This window comes from Bacillus sp. EB01, from assembly GCF_000613125.1.
Lineage (GTDB): Bacteria > Bacillota > Bacilli > Bacillales > Cytobacillaceae > Bacillus_D.
In genome coordinates, this window is sequence record NZ_HG964497.1 from 3,046,135 (window position 1) to 3,062,944 (window position 16,810).

Below are 16,810 nucleotides of genomic sequence, written 5' to 3' on the forward strand. Positions count from 1 at the left end.
GCCTAAAAGTGGGATAAAATGAACCCCCTAAATGGACAATTTTACCTATATAACCTAGTATTTCATTACCTTCCTCTTATATACAATATAAATATAGATTGATATATTCTAATTATTCTAATAAATGAAAGGGGTTTCAAATGGGAAAGTGGCATAACAAATTTATATTTTTCTTCACTGCTCTAGTAATGGCTTTGGGGACTTACGCAGCTCCAGCAGGTGCTGTTTCTAATTCAGCGAGCTCCGTCGCTGAAAGAGCTTTATCTGTTGAAATTGAGGAAGCGACGATATTTGAATTGCAGCATGCTATGCAGAGTAGTATGTTAACCTCTGAGGAATTGGTTGAATTCTATCTCAATCGAATTGAGGAGTACGATGATAGCATTAACTCTATCATTACGGTTGACGAAAATGTAGTAGAAGAAGCGAAACAACTAGATAAAGAGCGCAAAGCAGGAAAAGTTCGCGGTCCCTTGCATGGAATTCCGGTTATTTTAAAAGACAACTATGATACATACGATATGGAAACTACTGCAGGATCTCTGTCACTTGAAGGTTCCATCCCTCTAAAGGATGCCTATCAAACAAAAAGATTAAGAGATGAAGGGGCAATCATCTTAGGGAAAGCAAACCTGCATGAATTTGCTTTCGGATTCCAAACAATTAGTTCCCTTGGTGGACAAACCTATAATCCATATGATTTAACCAGATATCCAGGCGGTTCAAGCGGTGGAACGGCAGCAGCGGTTGCTTCCAACTTTGCCACTGTCGGATTAGGGACAGACACTGGTGGGTCCATCCGAATACCTTCGTCCTTTAATAACTTGGTTGGACTTCGCCCTACTATGGGACTTGCCAGCCGTGATGGAATCATTCCACTTGCACTATCACAGGATGTCGGCGGACCGATAGGACGCACGGTTGAAGATGTGGCTGTCGTTCTCGATGCAATTGCTGGCTATGACCCTGCAGATCCAGTTACTGAAGCCAGTATCGGAAAAGTCCCAAAAACCTATACTCATTATCTTAAGAAAAATGGATTAAAGAAAGCTCGGATAGGCGTTATTCGCGACCTGTTTGGGAATGATCCTCAAGTCAATAAAGTGATGGATCAAGTGATTGCGGACATGGAAGTACTTGGAGCAGAAGTGTTCGAGGTAACAGTTCCCAATCTTAGTCAAATTCTTTCTTATCCAAGCTTAAGCGGATACGAATTTAAATTTCAGTTAAATGATTATTTGGCTAGCCTTGGGCCGAATGCACCTGTAAGAACCTTATCAGATATTATCGAAAGCGGGAAATTCCATCCAAGTTTGGAAAGCGGATTAAAATCGCGGAATGAAAGAGAATCATTAGAAAATGATACAGAATACCAAAACATTATTACCAATCGTCCTAAAATGGCAAGGGAAAGCTTAATGGTAACATTTAATGAACATGACCTTGATGCACTACTCTATCCAACTTCGAGTGCTTTACCGGCACAAGTGGGCAAAAGCCAAGGTGCAGGAAATGCTAATCGCTTAAGTCCTTATTCAGGTTTCCCTGCAATCTCGGTTCCTGCTGGCTTCAGTGACAACGGCCTTCCAGTAGGGCTCGAGCTGCTAGGAAAAGAATTCGACGAGCCAACATTGATTAAACTAGCCTATGCTTATCAAGAAGGAACTAACCATCGAAAAGCGCCTGAACTAGAATAGGAACCTTCATAGAAAATGAGGTCTGTCTTATTAGCCTTGCAAGTCTTGAGAAAAAAAAACATGTTTTACTAATGAAAGTACATCATTTTTGCAAAAAGCTATGTTAAATAATATTTTTGATAAATGACCATAAAACAAGGACCCGGTTAGAGTCCTCGTTTTAAAACCTTATTGAAGATTAGCACCCGTTAGTCCCTTTTTCTTCTTTAACTAACCTGCCCCATTAGTCTAAGTACAGCTCTTCCAAAAACTACATCTCAAAGTCTTTCCAAAAATGGAACAACATACAGAGGGGAAGTGACCGAAAATGGTCACTTTTCTTTTTGGTAAAATCGTCGTGCTTTGGCACGATTTCCGCAATCGGCCATTGAACACCAGCGGCGGCTCCGGTTCCGGCTCGTATCGAAGAATAACCATCCACAAGGATCTCCCTCACATTGTTTGACTCGTTCCAGGTCGTTTTTGGAAACGAGTAAATCAACAGCAGATTGCAAAATCGGAGGGAGCATAGTATCCAAGTTTTGCTCGGTATGCTTGAACACCAAAGTGTAATGATCATTTTCATGGATTACTTGCAAAGTTTGATAGAAATGGCTTACAAATTCATTGAAACGTTCCAAGTCTGGCCCGTGTGGCGTTGTTTCCTTTGAAATGGACTTGAAGATTCGATACATGACTTCCCGCATTTCAATTGCCTTCTTCAGAACACCTCCCGCTTCAGACGGTTTCTCCTGCGCTTTTAAAAGAAGGTCATTTGCTTGTTGTCCAGTCAAGACCTCAGCATGGATGCACCAGTCGACCAATTTGGCGTAACCCGTAAACCATTCCCGCCTTTTCTCACTACTTTCCCGCCAACTGACGGTATTGATGAAATTTATACACAAACGTTCTCCGACCATCATATAAGGGTTCGTTTCCGGCATAATCAAAACTCCTTTACCATAACCATCATAATACATATTGACAGTTAGAAACAACTCGATTAAACTATAACCATCTAAAGTGTTTTTGGTGGTTAAAAACAACTTCAGGAGGTACTGATATGGACAATCCGATGTTGGTAGCTGTTAGAACATTGTTGAAGGAAACATTTGATGGACCTGAAGAAAACGCAAGCTGGTACACAGAAGCGAAACCCGGTAGTGGATTATTCGGAACGCTTGAAAAATTATCGGCAGAAGATGCTTCGATACCTGTCAATGGTACGACAATCGCCGCACAAACGGATCATACCCGCTATTACTTATGGGTTGCGAATTCCTATTTAAATGGAGAAGAACCCAGTAAGGACTGGGAAGCATCCTGGAAAATCACAAACGTTGATAAAATCACATGGCCACAATTTAATGACGAACTTCAACAAGAATACACAACACTACTTAAAAAGATTGATTCACTAGACTCCTTAGATGAACAGATATCGAATGGTCTGTTGGGAGCGATTGCTCACTCCGCCTACCACCTCGGTTCGATACGACAGATGATCAAAACAATCAAAGTCCCAAGCTAAACATATGTATTAAAAAGCTCCCAGGAATTATTCCTTGGAGCTTTAAGATTGTAGAGAACCCTTGTTATTGCAGTGGATAAAAAGGTGCATAAATCCTTCCCGGATCATGCACCATATTTTTCGCTTCTTTAACTAAACTGCCCCGTTAGTTGAATAAGAAAAACATATTGCCGGCAGCGCAAGTGACATTGATTTTAACAGTCATTTTGACACTACATTTTAATGGTACAATGCTTATATAATGTCAATTGCTATGTCAAAAGCGATTAAAGAAGCTAAAGAACCTTAATAAATAAGGAAAATGACGTGTGCCAATTCACGTCATTCTTTATGCCATTTATTAATAAAGCACCCGAAAACAGAACCCTTTAGGCACAAAGGAACAGGCTCTTGATTATTTGTAATAAGTTTATTCGTAATAGTCTTCGTTCCCCACTGCATTCGCTTCGTTTTGATCAATAACGAAAACAACCTTTACGACCATTGCGGATCCCTTACCTACTTCCTTTTTCCGCTTCTATTCTCTTGTTCAACTCTTCTAAAAATAAATCGTCATCAAAGGGCAATTCGAATCCCTTGCAAAACCAATCTTTTCGTTTTCCTATCTAATACTTCCGCTTTCTAAACCATAGAAAGCTCCCGTCATAATTTTAAAAATAGTTTGACGTTTTTGTGAGATAATGATATAAAAGCTAATAACAAAGATGGCTACAACTAAGAGGTGGAGGGTATGGAGATGAAAAATAACTGTAAAATTTTGGATTGTACAATTCGAGATGGAGGTCTAGTCAACAATTGGGACTTCAGCGTCGAATTTGTTCAAGACTTGTATAATGGCCTAAGTGAAGCAGGCGTTGAATATATGGAGATTGGATACAAAAATTCTCCTAAACTCTTAAACGCGACTGAGCCCAACCCATGGAGATTTCTTGACGATAACTTCCTGAAAGAAATTATCCCTGAGAAAAAATTCACGAAACTATCGGCACTCGTGGATATTGGGAGAGTCGACCCAAATGACATCCTGCCGCGCGAAGAAAGCTTATTAGATATGATTCGGGTTGCCTGCTATATTCGCGAAGTGGACAAGGGCCTCGAGCTTGTGCAAATGTTCCATGATTTGGGGTATGAGACTTCACTCAACATCATGGCTTTATCAAGCGTCCCAGAGAATCAACTTATTAAAGCATTCGAATTGGTGAAAGCAAGCCCTGTGGATGTGGTCTATATCGTCGACTCATTCGGCAGCCTTGATCCTGCAGACATTGAGCATCAGGTGAACAAGTTCAAAGCCATGCTTCCAAACAAACAGCTTGGAATTCATACCCATAACAACATGCAGCTCGCATTCGCCAATACGCTGTCTGCCTTACGCAATGGGGTAACCTTCCTCGATTCATCCGTCTATGGAATGGGCCGAGCCGCCGGTAACTGTCATACAGAACTACTCGTCAGCTATATACAAAAAACAAGCTATGAGCTTAAGCCTGTCCTTGGCGTGATTGAAAAGCATATGCTCGACATGCGCCAAAGGTGGGAATGGGGCTACATCATCCCCTACATGATTTCCGGTGTCCTGAACGAGCATCCCCGCGTCGCCATGTCCTACCGTGACAGTGCCAACCGGGATAAATTTGTCGATTTCTATGACAAAGTAACGACGCCTGAAGCCTCAATAGCACCAGTTCCGTACTGATACTCCCATGGCTGAACCCGCGGGGTCTAAATCCATACCAATCTTCCTAGCCGGCAGGCCACAGCCGCATCTTTATACGCTCGGCATTTAGAGACAGGATACATAAGCGAAGCCATAGGGACGTTTCCCTATGGCTTTTTTATAAAAGTAGAAAAGCTGCTGTCACTCACAAATACCCGGAAGGTGATTATAAAATACAAAAGCAAACAAGGTCAAAGTCCGCCGCTCTTCCCAAGAAGTATTGGCGAAATTGAGTTCTTCGGGTTCAATGCTGGAAACATCTTCACCACAAATTCGGTTTCACGACCATGAACCAGAGCATCGACATCAATAAAATGATGTAGGTCCAGATCGTGCGCTCCAATTTTGCGGTGAGTGCTATTTTATTTGCGCCTTCTTCGGAAAATTCCCGAAGTGTTGGAGAGAATGCCCGTGCCAGGAAAAAGAGGGAGGCGAACAGCAGTGCCAGGGTTCCGACAATCCACGGCGTTTTCCATGTCCATGGTCCGAGGATGACGAGCAGCACTCCTGTTCCAATCAGCACATGGCCGGCGTGTTTTGACAGCCGCACGACTGACTTCAGCAAAGCCAAATGGGCATCCAGCTCTTTCTCCACAGCATCAGGCAGATTTTTCACAATGGGCATCAAAATGAAGAAGGGCCCAATTGACGCAATCACGCTTGCGACGTGAAGATAAATAATGATTCTGTACAATAAATCCATTACTTATTCTTTAACAGGACTAAATTCATGCACCCAGACGCGCATTTTCGGAAGCCATGGCATTCCCGGGTGATACGAGAGGATCGACTGCTTGTACGCTTCAACATTTTCGAAGCCCTCGCGCTGAGCATCTGCATCAGTCAATTCTCCAAGTGATTGGGAATAGACACTGTCCACGACGAATTTCTTTCCTTTTAACTCCATGATTTCGCCTACATCGGCATAACGGCCGTTACGGCGCGTAGCAGTTTTCTTGCCTGCCAACACTTTATTGACGTCGTCTTCCATTGTGACAAGACGCTCAACCTCACATGTTTTTGGCGGCAAAGCATTGTTCTGTTCTGTCATTGAAAAAATCTCCCTTCCTTTTGCTCATCTATAATATCATATATCGAAAAAAAGAACGCCAATGCATACAATGGTACCCATGTCAGGGACACAATCAAAAAAAAAGAGAGATTAAGCAGATATACCAAAAAGCCAATTTCCAGCCTGCGGGAGACTTTTCTCAATTTGCCGTGATCCGCAACTAGCTTCATTTTGTAAAAGTAGCAGGCATTACAACCGCAACGACCTCGCCACGGGCACAAAGAACATCATTTGCAAATACTTCTATATGTACTTTCCATCTTTTAGGATGAATTTCTTCAACAGTTCCAATTGCTTTTAATGGAACGTCTTGCGGAGTTGGTTTAAGGAATTCCACATTGAGGCTGGCAGTTACAAATCTAGGAGGCTCTACGCCATCTCCTATTTCGTTTCCATTCTTGCGGTGCAGTGCAAGTGAGGCAGAACCCGTTCCGTGGCAATCAATTAGCGAAGCGATCATCCCGCCATATATAAACCCGGGAATTCCCATGTACTTGGGTTGGGGCGTATAGATTGTAACCGTCTGATCGCCTTGCCAGCCAGTGCGAAGATGATGGCCATCTTTATTCAATCGGCCACACCCATAACACCAGGCGAAATCTTCAGGATAGATATCCTGTATTGCTTTTTCGATTGTTTCTCCCATCTTCATTCCACCTTATTTGCAATTTTTCAAAGATAGTAGTTTTTGACCAGGTTGTACTTTAACTATATAAAAGTCTCACCTAAATGACCAAGAATACGAAATAACAAAGACAAATTGATTTTAAACCAGCACCTTAAGCCACCGGAACCGTCCCGGTGGCATTTTTACATAAAACGTATTGAGGATCATTTCAGTTCCATATCATGTTCTGCCAGTAAATCACTAAGCGCATCCTGATAGTCACGAAAGAGTTTCCTGGCATCCGCCAGCTGCTCATTGGCCAATTGAACTCCTTGATAATCCTGATTCTGTATGGCGTCCAAAATGCCAACAAATGCTTTCTGCTGTGTATTGACAGCCTCGATATAAATATCGTGGACCTCACGAATCTCTTTGGACTTTGGTCTGATGGCTTCCACATCTGTGATGAATTCATTGTACATAGGAACCAGTTCGTTCATTGTTTCGAATGTGGTTAAATCATCCGTATAGTTTGCGCCAGTAACGCTTTGGTACATTTCTAGTGCTTCAAGTTCTACTGAGGAAAGGGATTTTATATCCTCATTGACATATTGTTCGAGTTCTTTCGATACTTCATCCCCACAAGCAGAAAGTAAGAATAGCAAAGAAAAAAGCAGGGTAGTAAATGGTGTATTCTTCATGATTGTTTTCCCCCTATATTTTTGTTATCTAAACCAGGGTTGCCCTGGGTTAAACCTCAATCATTCCCAATGCACCAACAATCCAATCCCAATATCCAAGACGGGTATACCGATTCCTAATTTCTTTTTACCATTCACTTCCATGATTAGTTTAAAGTCTCTTACATCATACGCTGTTATAAAACTGGCAATGATCATTTTCTTATTTTATTATCCATATAAAACCATGACTTCCTAAGTGTATTTACCAATTCGCAAACCTAGGGGCTTTTCTGTTAAAAAAAAATGACCCTGCCTATAATTTTAGGCGTGGCCATTATTGGTTGTATTAATGTCTGGCAAACGCCCTTTCAGACAGTTCATATAGTTTCAAGCCCATGTTAATAATGAAATCCTTCAGTTCAATTCTGCTCGCCCATTCTTTTGGAACACCTTGCATTCCGTAACACGCACCAAGGATATTGCCACATATAGAGCCGGTAGAATCACTATCTCCATCGTGATTAACAGCCATGATTAAAGCTTTCCTAAAATCGGTTTCTTTTAAAGCGCAGTATAAGGCAATCGCCAATGCCTCCTCAGCAATCCAGCCTTCACCAAGCTTTGAAATTGCTTTTTCTACGGTTAGATGGCTAGTTGATAATTCTACTGCCTTCTCGATTGCCGCAAGGGTTTCCTGATGGTTAGGATTTCCCTTTAATATATGCATGGCAGTTTCAGCGCTGTTGATGATACTCTTCCCATTTATAAGCTCTGCAATAATCGCCGAAAGGGCTCCCGCTGAAAGGTATCCTGTTGGATGGCCATGTGTGATTGCCGCAAACTCAGCCCCTACCCTGAATGCATGATCCGGTTCTCGATGGAGAAACAAACCGACTGGAGCAACTCGCATCACTCCTCCACAACCTTTACTGTTATTGATCGGCTGTTCAATTTGCCCCATTTTGCCACTTTCAAGTGCTGACAGGCAGGTATTTCCTGGCGCTCTCTGAAAAAACAATTCTTTATAAGTTAAAATACTCTCACTTTCTTCATGAGGCTGCCTTTCAAGCAACCACTCAGCCCCGTCATTAGGCAGCTTTCTTGTCTGCGTATAATACCATCGAAGATACGATTGGTAAGTGCCGCTACCTGCATAGGAACCGATACCTCTTTCGCTCATTCGCTTATAAGACCATAAGATCCCGTCCGCAGTAAATAAAGTCATCTGCGTGTCATCGGATATGATCGCCCTGCCTGTTCGTTTATCAATATCCAAATCAGTTATGCCCTGTACTCCAAACCTGGATTTGATTTCATTAAGCGTCATAAACTCAACCGAATAGCCAAGCCCATCTCCAACAGCACCACCAAGCAATGAAGCTATAAAGAAATCTTTTTTAGTCTTCATTGCCTGTTCCAAAATATCTTTATTTTTGTTGAAGAAGCCGAATGATTTACCACCAACTGCCACTCCCCCTTTATCCAGCAATCGGTATCGTCCAGGAGCCACACGCTCGATTACTTGATATTCCTCCCTTACATTAGAGGAATTATTACCACCATTCTGTCTCGGAACCATATCAGCAAGAGCAGTTCCCGCGGTTTTCCAAGAGTTCGGGTATTTATTTCCTATCCAATTATCAACTTCTCTTATGGTTGCCTCTCCACCTATTGCAGTCAACGCTTCAATAATAGCTTCGTAGTGGTTCATTTGTCCCTCCCATGGTGCTTTATTCTCCGAAATAACTACTAAATGAAACCCCATCTATAATTATTAATTCATCACCACAGGACCTGCATTCACTGGTTCCCTTCGGTATAGGTGCATTACAAGGAGGACATAGATTACTAGAAAGCGTGGTGTCGGTACCTTTTTTTTGTAAATACTATGATATGAAAATTGACCTATCTTGAATTTGTCACTGCCACATTCTGAACAAAACCTTGCTGAATTGCTATGTACGCTGTTACACTCTACACATTTCTTTCCCATAACATTCATGCATATCTTCCTCCTATGGTAATCCTCCGATATTCTTTACTAATCTTATTCTCCAGTAATTTAACATCTCCTTCCAAATGTTATGAAGAATATAGTAGAATCGAATTACATAAAAACAATTCTTCTAGAGTATAAAAATACAGGGAGGAATTCAAATGTTAAAAAGCACAAAATATTGTAATCTACTTGCTCAAGGCAGATCCCAAGAGGGAGAACATATTGCTACGGTTGAGAAAATTTACATCAAAGACATAAAACGGAATGAAATTAGATTTGCCTGGTATAAAGTAAAGGATGGTGTGGAGAAGTTTCAGCTGCGTCCGCTAGATTTAACGGAAGAGGAACTTTTAATCGTTCTTAAGGATGGAATTTCAAAAGGAGTTTTCTCGGATGAGTTCAGGGAAAATCTAAAAAAAGTATTATAGGTTAGATAAAAAGAAAGCCCCTCATTCTAAAGAGGGAGTGTCAAAGAGACCTCCGCTCATCCAGCACTGTTCCGCGATACAGGCAGCCAGGCAGCGCCTTTAACCAAATCGTGATTTGCCTCTCCTTTCCACAATGTTCCGTATACAAAAACGTCCACCATACTTACTCACTCCTTTTGTTTTGATAAAGTGAGTATAAATAAAAAAGGTTGGGGAGCCCCCAACCTTTCTTCAGTCAAATTTGTCTATAACATTCAAAGGAACAGGACATTCCCATTTGTAGCCAACGCCACACTTATTTACATTGATGTCTTCATAATACTGCCGGCATACAGGTTTTTATCTTTCTTCTGATTTTTGAAATATATGCTTTAATTGTTACTGGGCCAGGCACCTGGTTTTCTCCCATATATCCTGCAATGTTTCCATACTGACATATTGGTTTTTCCGTTCTCCTAGATATTCCAGGATTTCCGCCTCTCTTTTTTCTGCCCTTTTGGTGTTTGTAACGCCAGTGAACTCGTACCAAGGTGAGTACACTTGCATATCCAGGATTGCTCTTTCATCCACTTCGCCTTTTAATTCAACAACTTCTTCATTTTGCTGAACAAACTGAAGCAATCAATTGAATCTCTATCGGTGCATTACCCGGCAATGATGCAACACCTATCGCAGCTCGGCTCCCTATACCTGCATGGCCCAATTCTTCAAAAAGGTATTCAGAAGCAAAGTCTGCCAGACTGGAGTGCGCTTGGAATGTGTCTTCTGCATTAATGTAGACAGTGAGCGCAAGGATCTGCTCCAGCCGTTCTTGTTCATTAATCATGTTCTTAGCTGCAGTAAGTGCATTGGCCGCTGCTTGCCTGACTGCTGCATTATAGGTGCCAACCGGGAGCCCTGCGCTGACTTTTCCCTCTTGAATCAGTACGCCATTATTCCTCGGAGTCATCCCAGCGGTATAGATAAGGTTTTCATATCGTGATGCCGGGACATATTTTCCCTGTGGAATAGGATTAGCTTCTCCCCTTAGCCCACTCATTTACGATACTGCTCCACTACCTTAATGACACGCTCAATGGCAGAAACTGCCGCTTGATGATCTTGTGAAAAGTTGATGCGGAAGCTATCAGTGAACTGTGGACCAAATTCTGTTCCAGGTGTCACTGTGACATCAGCTTGGAGACGAAGAATCTTCACGAATTCTTCTATTGAAACTTCTAATTCAGGTAGTCTTGGGAAAAGATAGCTGCCTGCTTCTGTGGCCCTCACCTTAAAACCCTCAGCTGCTTGCAGCGTGCCAATCAGGTCATCACGGATAGCCTGGTGCTGTGCTATCCTCCCCTCCATCCATCCTTCCGGTTCGGCAAACCAAGATTTCAATACGGCTTGGCTATAGCCGCCTGCACGCAGGGACACAATAGCCTGCAGCTTTTCCATACGGTCAATAATTTTAGCTGATCCGAATGCTACCCCTAGCCTGTATCCGCTTAGCGACTCTGTTTTAGATGGACCCATGATGGTAATTACATTCTCGGGATCCAAAATATTTTGCGCGCATAGGTGCGTATAAGTCCGTTCCTCAAAAATCTGACGCGAGTACAGTTCATCAACGATAACTGTTGCCCCATACTGCTGGGCTAGATCCGCAATCCCGCGAATTTCATCCGGTGAATAAACGACACCTGTAGGATTATTAGGATTAGAGAACAAAAAGAGTTTTACCCCGGATTTAAAAGCGTCCTCTAGCTGAGTTAAATCCAGGCCTGCGCCTGTGTTTGTTTCTAAATAGTCCATCTGGATAGGAACGACGATACCGTCAAAAAATTCGACGAGTTTCCGGTTGGCAAAATAGTCTGGCACAACAATAGCAACCTTGTCACCTCTAGCAATAGTAGCTCCCATCGCAAGGAAAAGTGCCCCTTGTGTTCCTGGTGTGATGATTAAATTTCGGTCTGCATTAATCGTTGTACCTGTAAAACCAGAAAGCTTTTCGGCTACATTCTCCCTGATTGTTTTACTTCCACGGTACTCGGTGTAGGCCTGCCTGCCGCCAAGATGAACACCTTCGACGAAGTCATCTAGAGTACCTGGAATTGGTTCAAAAGCATCAACATCACCATGGGAAAAGTCAACCGGCGTACCAGGAATTTTCTCCCCACGCAGGTTAACTTCCTCCGTGTTTTGCCGTACTTCTTGTCCAGGTGCGAATTCAGCACCAAGTTTTATAAACTTTTCTTCTATTAAATTCATTATTCTCCCTCTCTTCCTTATTAAGTATTGATTTTTTATACTATACGAATCTATTATTCTATTCGGGAAAAGCAGAGGAATTTTATCCCCTGCTTTACGAAAATTTAAGTTTTAACCAAGCAATTGACAAGGTTTCTACCTTTTTAGAATTTCCCCTGGTGCATATCATTGTTTGTCACCAATACTGGATTATTAAACGCTTCAACATCCATCTCATCATCGCGGGCTGCTATTACTGAAACGCCAACTAAATCACCAACTACATTAACAGTAGTATGTCCAATATCGATCAGTGGCCAAATAGCTGCCAATATAGGAATCAACTCTAAAGGTAAACCCATTGTTGATAACAGTGTTGCCGATAATACGATTCCTGCCCCCTTCACTCCTGCGGCTCCGGCAGATAAGAGAAGCCCCAAAAACACAAACTGGAACAATAGAGGCAGTGTTAGAGGCACTCCATAAATATTACATGCAAATATAGCGATTACTCCTATAGCTACGGCCATACCATTTGTATTTACTGTAGCTCCTATAGTTAGGCCGAACCCATATATCTTTTCCGGTATCTTCAGGTTCTTGTCAGCAACCCTTAAATTTACTGGTAATGTAGCTGCGGAAGAAGTCGTACTCGCCGCTATCATGATAGCAGGTGATATGGCTTTGAAGAATGGCAATGTTTTTATTTTTGCCAAAAATTTCAGCTGCAATGGATAAACGATAAGCAAAACAATAATTAAAGCTATATAATCAGCGATAATAAATTTGCCTACTTCCGCTAAAGTTGAAATACTTAAACTGTTTACCATTTGAACTACTAAAGCTAAAATACCATAAGGTGAAAACTTCATAACGATATCCGTAATTTTTATCGTGGCATCAGCGCCTTGACGCATTACAGCTGTCAGCGTTTTGACTTTGTCACCTAACAGTAATAACACGATGCCGAAGAATATTGAAAAGAAAAGAATTTGTAAAACATTCCCTTCAACTAAAGCTTGAAAAGGATTAGTGGGTACATAACTAACTAAGGAATCGATAAAATTAAATTTTGCTATTTCTTCAGTTGGTTTGTCTGCTTCGGAAAAGGTCATTCCTTGATTACCTGGTTGAATGATCCATCCGATTCCCAAACCAATAATTACTGCTAATACAGAAGTAGATAAATAATACAGTAATAATTTCCCACCTATAGATCTTAAAGATTTAACACTATCCATTGTCGTAATGCCACTAACTATAGTAAAAAATATGACTGGCGCGATTAACATTTTTAATAACCTTAGAAATACTTCGCCTATCGGATTAAGAACCACATCTAACGCATTTCCCATTGTCAATCCAATGATAACGCCAAGAATAATTCCGATTAAAATTTTAACGTATAATTCTCTGCTAAACCACCATCTCATATCATACGCTCTCCCTCTCTAAACTAATGTTTTTTTAAAATACTTCTGTTTTATGAAATATTCAAAAATTATAAAAATTAACGGCAAAAGAGAAATGCTTAGAATTTAATTAAAATAAATAGATAGTAAGAGGTTTGGAAATAGAGTACTATTTCTTTTTGTAGAATAGTAATTTTCCCTTATGGACGCACGTGAATCTCTCCACATGACTCATCGCGGGGTACTCTCCCATGTCTCATAGAGTACATGCTCCTACAATACTTGGTTCAATCCACCTATTTGTCGGATGTCAGAATACTACCTCTTGATAGCCCGCCATGCTATTTATGAACTTGCCAATTCTCTTGTGACAGATAATTCTTTTGTTACAAGTAAAAATTTATCGATATCATCCACTGTATGACAATGAAAAGGTGAAACTCTGATAGTGCCTGTTAAGCCAATAGCTTCTAGTATACGTTTGGAATAAACACTAGTATTCACACGTTCAAATACTGTAACTCCTCTATCCTGATAATCTTTTCTAAGTTGTTCATAATCTTTACCTTCAATTCCTATTGCAACAATGAGATCCCTTTTCGTTAAATCCGGGTAATCCGCAAAAACTTTTACGTTATCCATGTGCCTCAATCCTTCAATTTTTTCACTACCTTCAAGGAGCCTATGCAGGAGTGCCCTTTCATGTAAAACAATTTTTTCCATACCGTTAAGGTACAAATCTCTTCTAGACATGTCTCCTATACTGTCAGACGAACCTAACCAGCATACATAATCGATAACGGCCGACATGGATGCAAATAAAGCAGGTGCAGGGGAGCCAAGTTCCCAAACACTGTCATCCTTTGCAATTAGTTTTTGATGTGGAAGTTTTGATAATCTGTCAGAAACATAGGCAAAACCAATTCCTCTTGAGGCCATAAATTTATATGGTGCAAAGTTTGCTCCATCTATGCCCAGTTTTTCTACATCAAGAGTCCCATGTGGCATATGCTGCACGGCATCGACAATGATATATAAATCCGGGTTTTTGGCTCTAGCCAGCTTTATAATATTCTCGAGATCCATAATATTTCCCGATATATTACTCGATGCTATTACGCTTAACAAAATAGTATTCTTATCAATTTGTTCGGCGATCGATTCAGGGTCAACAAACCCTGTATGAACATTTGCTTCAGCAACCCTAAATTCTTTATTGTTCTTTTCACAATAGAATTTTACTGCGTCATAAGCAGAAGGATGTTCGATATTAGTAGTCACAGCATTGGTTCCTTCAACATTCTCAATAACAGTTGAAACCATTTTAAACATTACTTGGGATGCAGTTAAATCGGTGATGAGGGAACCGGTCTTTGCCCCGAACATTACATTTACTACATCATTAGTACATCTGTCCCTGAGGCTATTAAAATCTATTGCTCTTTGATGATACCTTTCAGGACAATCTGGCAATAAATCATTTTTTTCCTTTACCTTGATAGCCTCTTTTAATCTTAAAGAACCACCTGAATTATCAAAAAACAGTCTTTCTCCATAGTCTGGATCGTGGTCAAGAAAAGCAAATTTGTCACGTAGTGTGTCTAATAGTTCCTGATCCATGAGTTTTCCAACTTTGTACCCCTTCAATTTTCAGCCTCCTCCATAATTTAAAAGCGCTTTCATTTCTTCATAAAAAAAAATAAATGAAGATTTTTCTTCATTTTTATTTTATCAAATCAATTTACTGATTACAATAAGAAAAATAAATATTCAGATAAATTAATTAAAAATACAAATTCTTTATGTAAAGCTTGTTTTTTGTTGGAAGTGATAACAATTTATCAGTCCAAGTGACAGGTTTTTGTTAATAAATTAGAACGCGATTGTATGCGTATTGGACAAAATAAGGGATTGGTTGGCTGGCTTTATTAATCTGCTATGTTTGTAATTGGAGGAATAAGCAATTATTTAGGAGCTTTAGGCCTGTTAATTAAATCTAGATAATGATCCGAGACTAAGGAGGTAAAGGATAAAACGCCAAGGTAAAAATAAAAAAGGATTGGCGGGACTTCGATTTACCACCTGCAGCAGTCATTATGCCGCAGCATCATGCCTGGAACTATTCTAATTACGTTTACAATAGCCTGACTAATGTAACCGTTCCTTATGCTTTACAAATTACGAATAAAGGTGGATTAGAAGCAAATTCTGAAAATGAAGATTTGAAACGTGGTCAACATAGCGAAGGGGGAAATTACCTGTGAAGTGTTGCAAAAGATCTAGATACATTGAAGGTGCTCTTAAAAAGAAATGAACGAAATTGTGGATAAATGGGCTGGCCAGAAAGTCGTAAGTTATATCGACTTTCTGAAGTCCCTTTTATTAGTACATTCCAAACTGGGTGATATGTTTATTAATTCTTTCTAATTTTTCTTCACTTTGAATAACTGAAGTCCTACTTACATGTGTAAGTATCAATTCAGCTAAAAATAATACGGGAGTGTATGAATTGAAGAAAGCATTACTATCAACTGAAACTAAAAGTAGTACATCAGCAAAATGTGCTATGGGTGCTGTAGCTTTATCAGTAATGATGACAACTTTTGCATTAGCCTCATTTGCCATTTTGGCTGCTGCAATGTCTACTTCAGAGTATCTTGGAAAAGAAAAAATAATGACACAATCATCCTTGCTACAGGAAACCAAGGTATCAAACGGTGTAAATGAATTAGTACTATTAACAACTACATTATCAATAATTTGGTTAAGGAATAATCCCATTATCTCCGTCAAAGGAACTCTAGCTCTACTACCTAAAACAAATACTCTTCTGGCATCAATGATATAATTTATTGCCTTATTGAATTCTTCAGATGAGTTTTTCTCTGATATAGAGAAAATATTTTTTTCAAGTATTTTCAAATTATCATTTAATAAATCTGATTGTTTAACTTTATCATAACTCAGCTTCAATCTTTCAGAAGGTATGGTAACATCATCAGATATTGCCAGACTTCCTTCATAACACTGTTCTCTTAAATACTTTTGAAAATCACTATAACCAGAAAAACCCAACTTTTTAGAGAATCGGATAATCGTTGCATTGCTAACATGTAATCGATTCGCCAATTCTATTGACGTTACAAGACACGCATTTGTTAAATTATTTAATATATATTCAGCTATTTCTTCTTCTTTTTTTGTTAGCTTGGAATTACTTATTATTGATTTTAAGGACTTTTGTGATGAACTCATTCATATACCCCCAAGTACCTCTATTCCCTTATTATATAGGAAATTACAATTATTTAAAATTGGAAGCATTTTTAGATTATTTTACTCAGACGAAGTAGTTAGAATCTCAAGTCTATTTTTACCGAAATAATAAAACTAACTGACTAGTACTACTTCTGAAGCAGCCCGACTGGAACTGTCTGAAGGCCTTCGTGATCTTAT

At 40.1% G+C, this 16,810-nt stretch carries 16 protein-coding genes; 4 read left to right on the forward strand and 12 right to left on the reverse strand.

Features of this window, described 5'->3' with window-relative positions:
- Window positions 1-140 precede the first annotated feature (140 nt).
- Window positions 141-1,697 (forward strand): amidase family protein, encoded by a 1,557-nt coding sequence (locus TY16_RS13920; RefSeq protein ID WP_043932485.1) that lies wholly within the window; start codon window positions 141-143, stop codon window positions 1,695-1,697.
- A gap of 311 nt (window positions 1,698-2,008) precedes the next feature.
- Here the strand turns inward: TY16_RS13920 and TY16_RS13925 are convergent, their stop codons facing one another.
- Window positions 2,009-2,620, reverse strand: coding sequence for a CGNR zinc finger domain-containing protein (locus tag TY16_RS13925; RefSeq protein WP_043932486.1), 612 nt, complete (start codon window positions 2,618-2,620; stop codon window positions 2,009-2,011).
- Between the two features lie 119 nt (window positions 2,621-2,739).
- Here TY16_RS13925 and TY16_RS13930 point away from each other — a divergent pair, with 119 nt between their 5' ends.
- The gene (locus tag TY16_RS13930; protein ID WP_043932487.1) at window positions 2,740-3,207 is read left to right on the forward strand and encodes a hypothetical protein; all 468 of its coding nucleotides are present in this window, start codon (window positions 2,740-2,742) and stop codon (window positions 3,205-3,207) included.
- Between the two features lie 736 nt (window positions 3,208-3,943).
- Window positions 3,944-4,903: an aldolase catalytic domain-containing protein gene (locus TY16_RS13935; RefSeq protein WP_043932488.1), complete on the forward strand. Its 960-nt coding sequence runs from the start codon at window positions 3,944-3,946 to the stop codon at window positions 4,901-4,903.
- A gap of 283 nt (window positions 4,904-5,186) precedes the next feature.
- Here TY16_RS13935 and TY16_RS13940 read toward each other — a convergent pair whose 3' ends face one another.
- From TY16_RS13940 to TY16_RS13965, 5 genes are all read right to left on the reverse strand, one after another.
- Window positions 5,187-5,627, reverse strand: coding sequence for a hypothetical protein (locus TY16_RS13940; protein ID WP_043932489.1), 441 nt, complete (start codon window positions 5,625-5,627; stop codon window positions 5,187-5,189).
- A 3-nt stretch (window positions 5,628-5,630) separates the two neighbouring features.
- Window positions 5,631-5,975: an ASCH domain-containing protein gene (locus tag TY16_RS13945; protein ID WP_043932490.1), complete on the reverse strand. Its 345-nt coding sequence runs from the start codon at window positions 5,973-5,975 to the stop codon at window positions 5,631-5,633.
- A gap of 187 nt (window positions 5,976-6,162) precedes the next feature.
- Entirely contained in the window at window positions 6,163-6,642 is a 480-nt protein-coding gene (locus tag TY16_RS13955; protein WP_043932492.1) for a PaaI family thioesterase, read from the reverse strand.
- A gap of 185 nt (window positions 6,643-6,827) precedes the next feature.
- Entirely contained in the window at window positions 6,828-7,304 is a 477-nt protein-coding gene (locus TY16_RS13960; protein WP_043932493.1) for a hypothetical protein, read from the reverse strand.
- Window positions 7,305-7,632: 328 nt separating this feature from the next.
- Window positions 7,633-8,997, reverse strand: coding sequence for an ADP-ribosylglycohydrolase family protein (locus tag TY16_RS13965; protein WP_231505617.1), 1,365 nt, complete (start codon window positions 8,995-8,997; stop codon window positions 7,633-7,635).
- A 446-nt stretch (window positions 8,998-9,443) separates the two neighbouring features.
- On the opposite strand from TY16_RS13965, the gene TY16_RS13975 reads away from it, so the two are divergent.
- Window positions 9,444-9,713: a hypothetical protein gene (locus tag TY16_RS13975; protein ID WP_043932495.1), complete on the forward strand. Its 270-nt coding sequence runs from the start codon at window positions 9,444-9,446 to the stop codon at window positions 9,711-9,713.
- A 378-nt stretch (window positions 9,714-10,091) separates the two neighbouring features.
- Here TY16_RS13975 and TY16_RS13980 read toward each other — a convergent pair whose 3' ends face one another.
- The 6 genes from TY16_RS13980 to TY16_RS14005 all read right to left on the reverse strand — a co-directional run bounded on the left by TY16_RS13980 (window position 10,092) and on the right by TY16_RS14005 (window position 16,609).
- Window positions 10,092-10,334, reverse strand: a complete 243-nt coding sequence (locus tag TY16_RS13980; RefSeq protein ID WP_043932496.1) for a hypothetical protein — start codon at window positions 10,332-10,334, stop codon at window positions 10,092-10,094.
- On the reverse strand, window positions 10,309-10,752 hold the full coding sequence (locus TY16_RS13985; protein WP_043932497.1) for a RidA family protein: 444 nt from the start codon (window positions 10,750-10,752) through the stop codon (window positions 10,309-10,311). The genes TY16_RS13980 and TY16_RS13985 overlap by 26 nt, the downstream gene beginning before the upstream one ends.
- Complete coding sequence (locus TY16_RS13990; protein ID WP_043932498.1) at window positions 10,749-11,963, reverse strand: pyridoxal phosphate-dependent aminotransferase; 1,215 nt, start codon at window positions 11,961-11,963, stop codon at window positions 10,749-10,751. The genes TY16_RS13985 and TY16_RS13990 overlap by 4 nt, the downstream gene beginning before the upstream one ends.
- 143 nt (window positions 11,964-12,106) lie before the next feature.
- A complete protein-coding gene (locus tag TY16_RS13995) occupies window positions 12,107-13,375 on the reverse strand; it encodes a dicarboxylate/amino acid:cation symporter (protein WP_043932499.1) in 1,269 nt (422 codons plus the stop codon).
- A 324-nt stretch (window positions 13,376-13,699) separates the two neighbouring features.
- Window positions 13,700-15,001 carry an aminotransferase class V-fold PLP-dependent enzyme gene (locus TY16_RS14000; RefSeq protein WP_231505618.1) on the reverse strand — a complete coding sequence of 434 codons (1,302 nt, stop codon included), beginning with the start codon at window positions 14,999-15,001 and terminating at the stop codon, window positions 13,700-13,702.
- Window positions 15,002-15,736: 735 nt separating this feature from the next.
- On the reverse strand, window positions 15,737-16,609 hold the full coding sequence (locus TY16_RS14005; RefSeq protein WP_043932500.1) for a MurR/RpiR family transcriptional regulator: 873 nt from the start codon (window positions 16,607-16,609) through the stop codon (window positions 15,737-15,739).
- Window positions 16,610-16,810 lie beyond the last annotated feature (201 nt).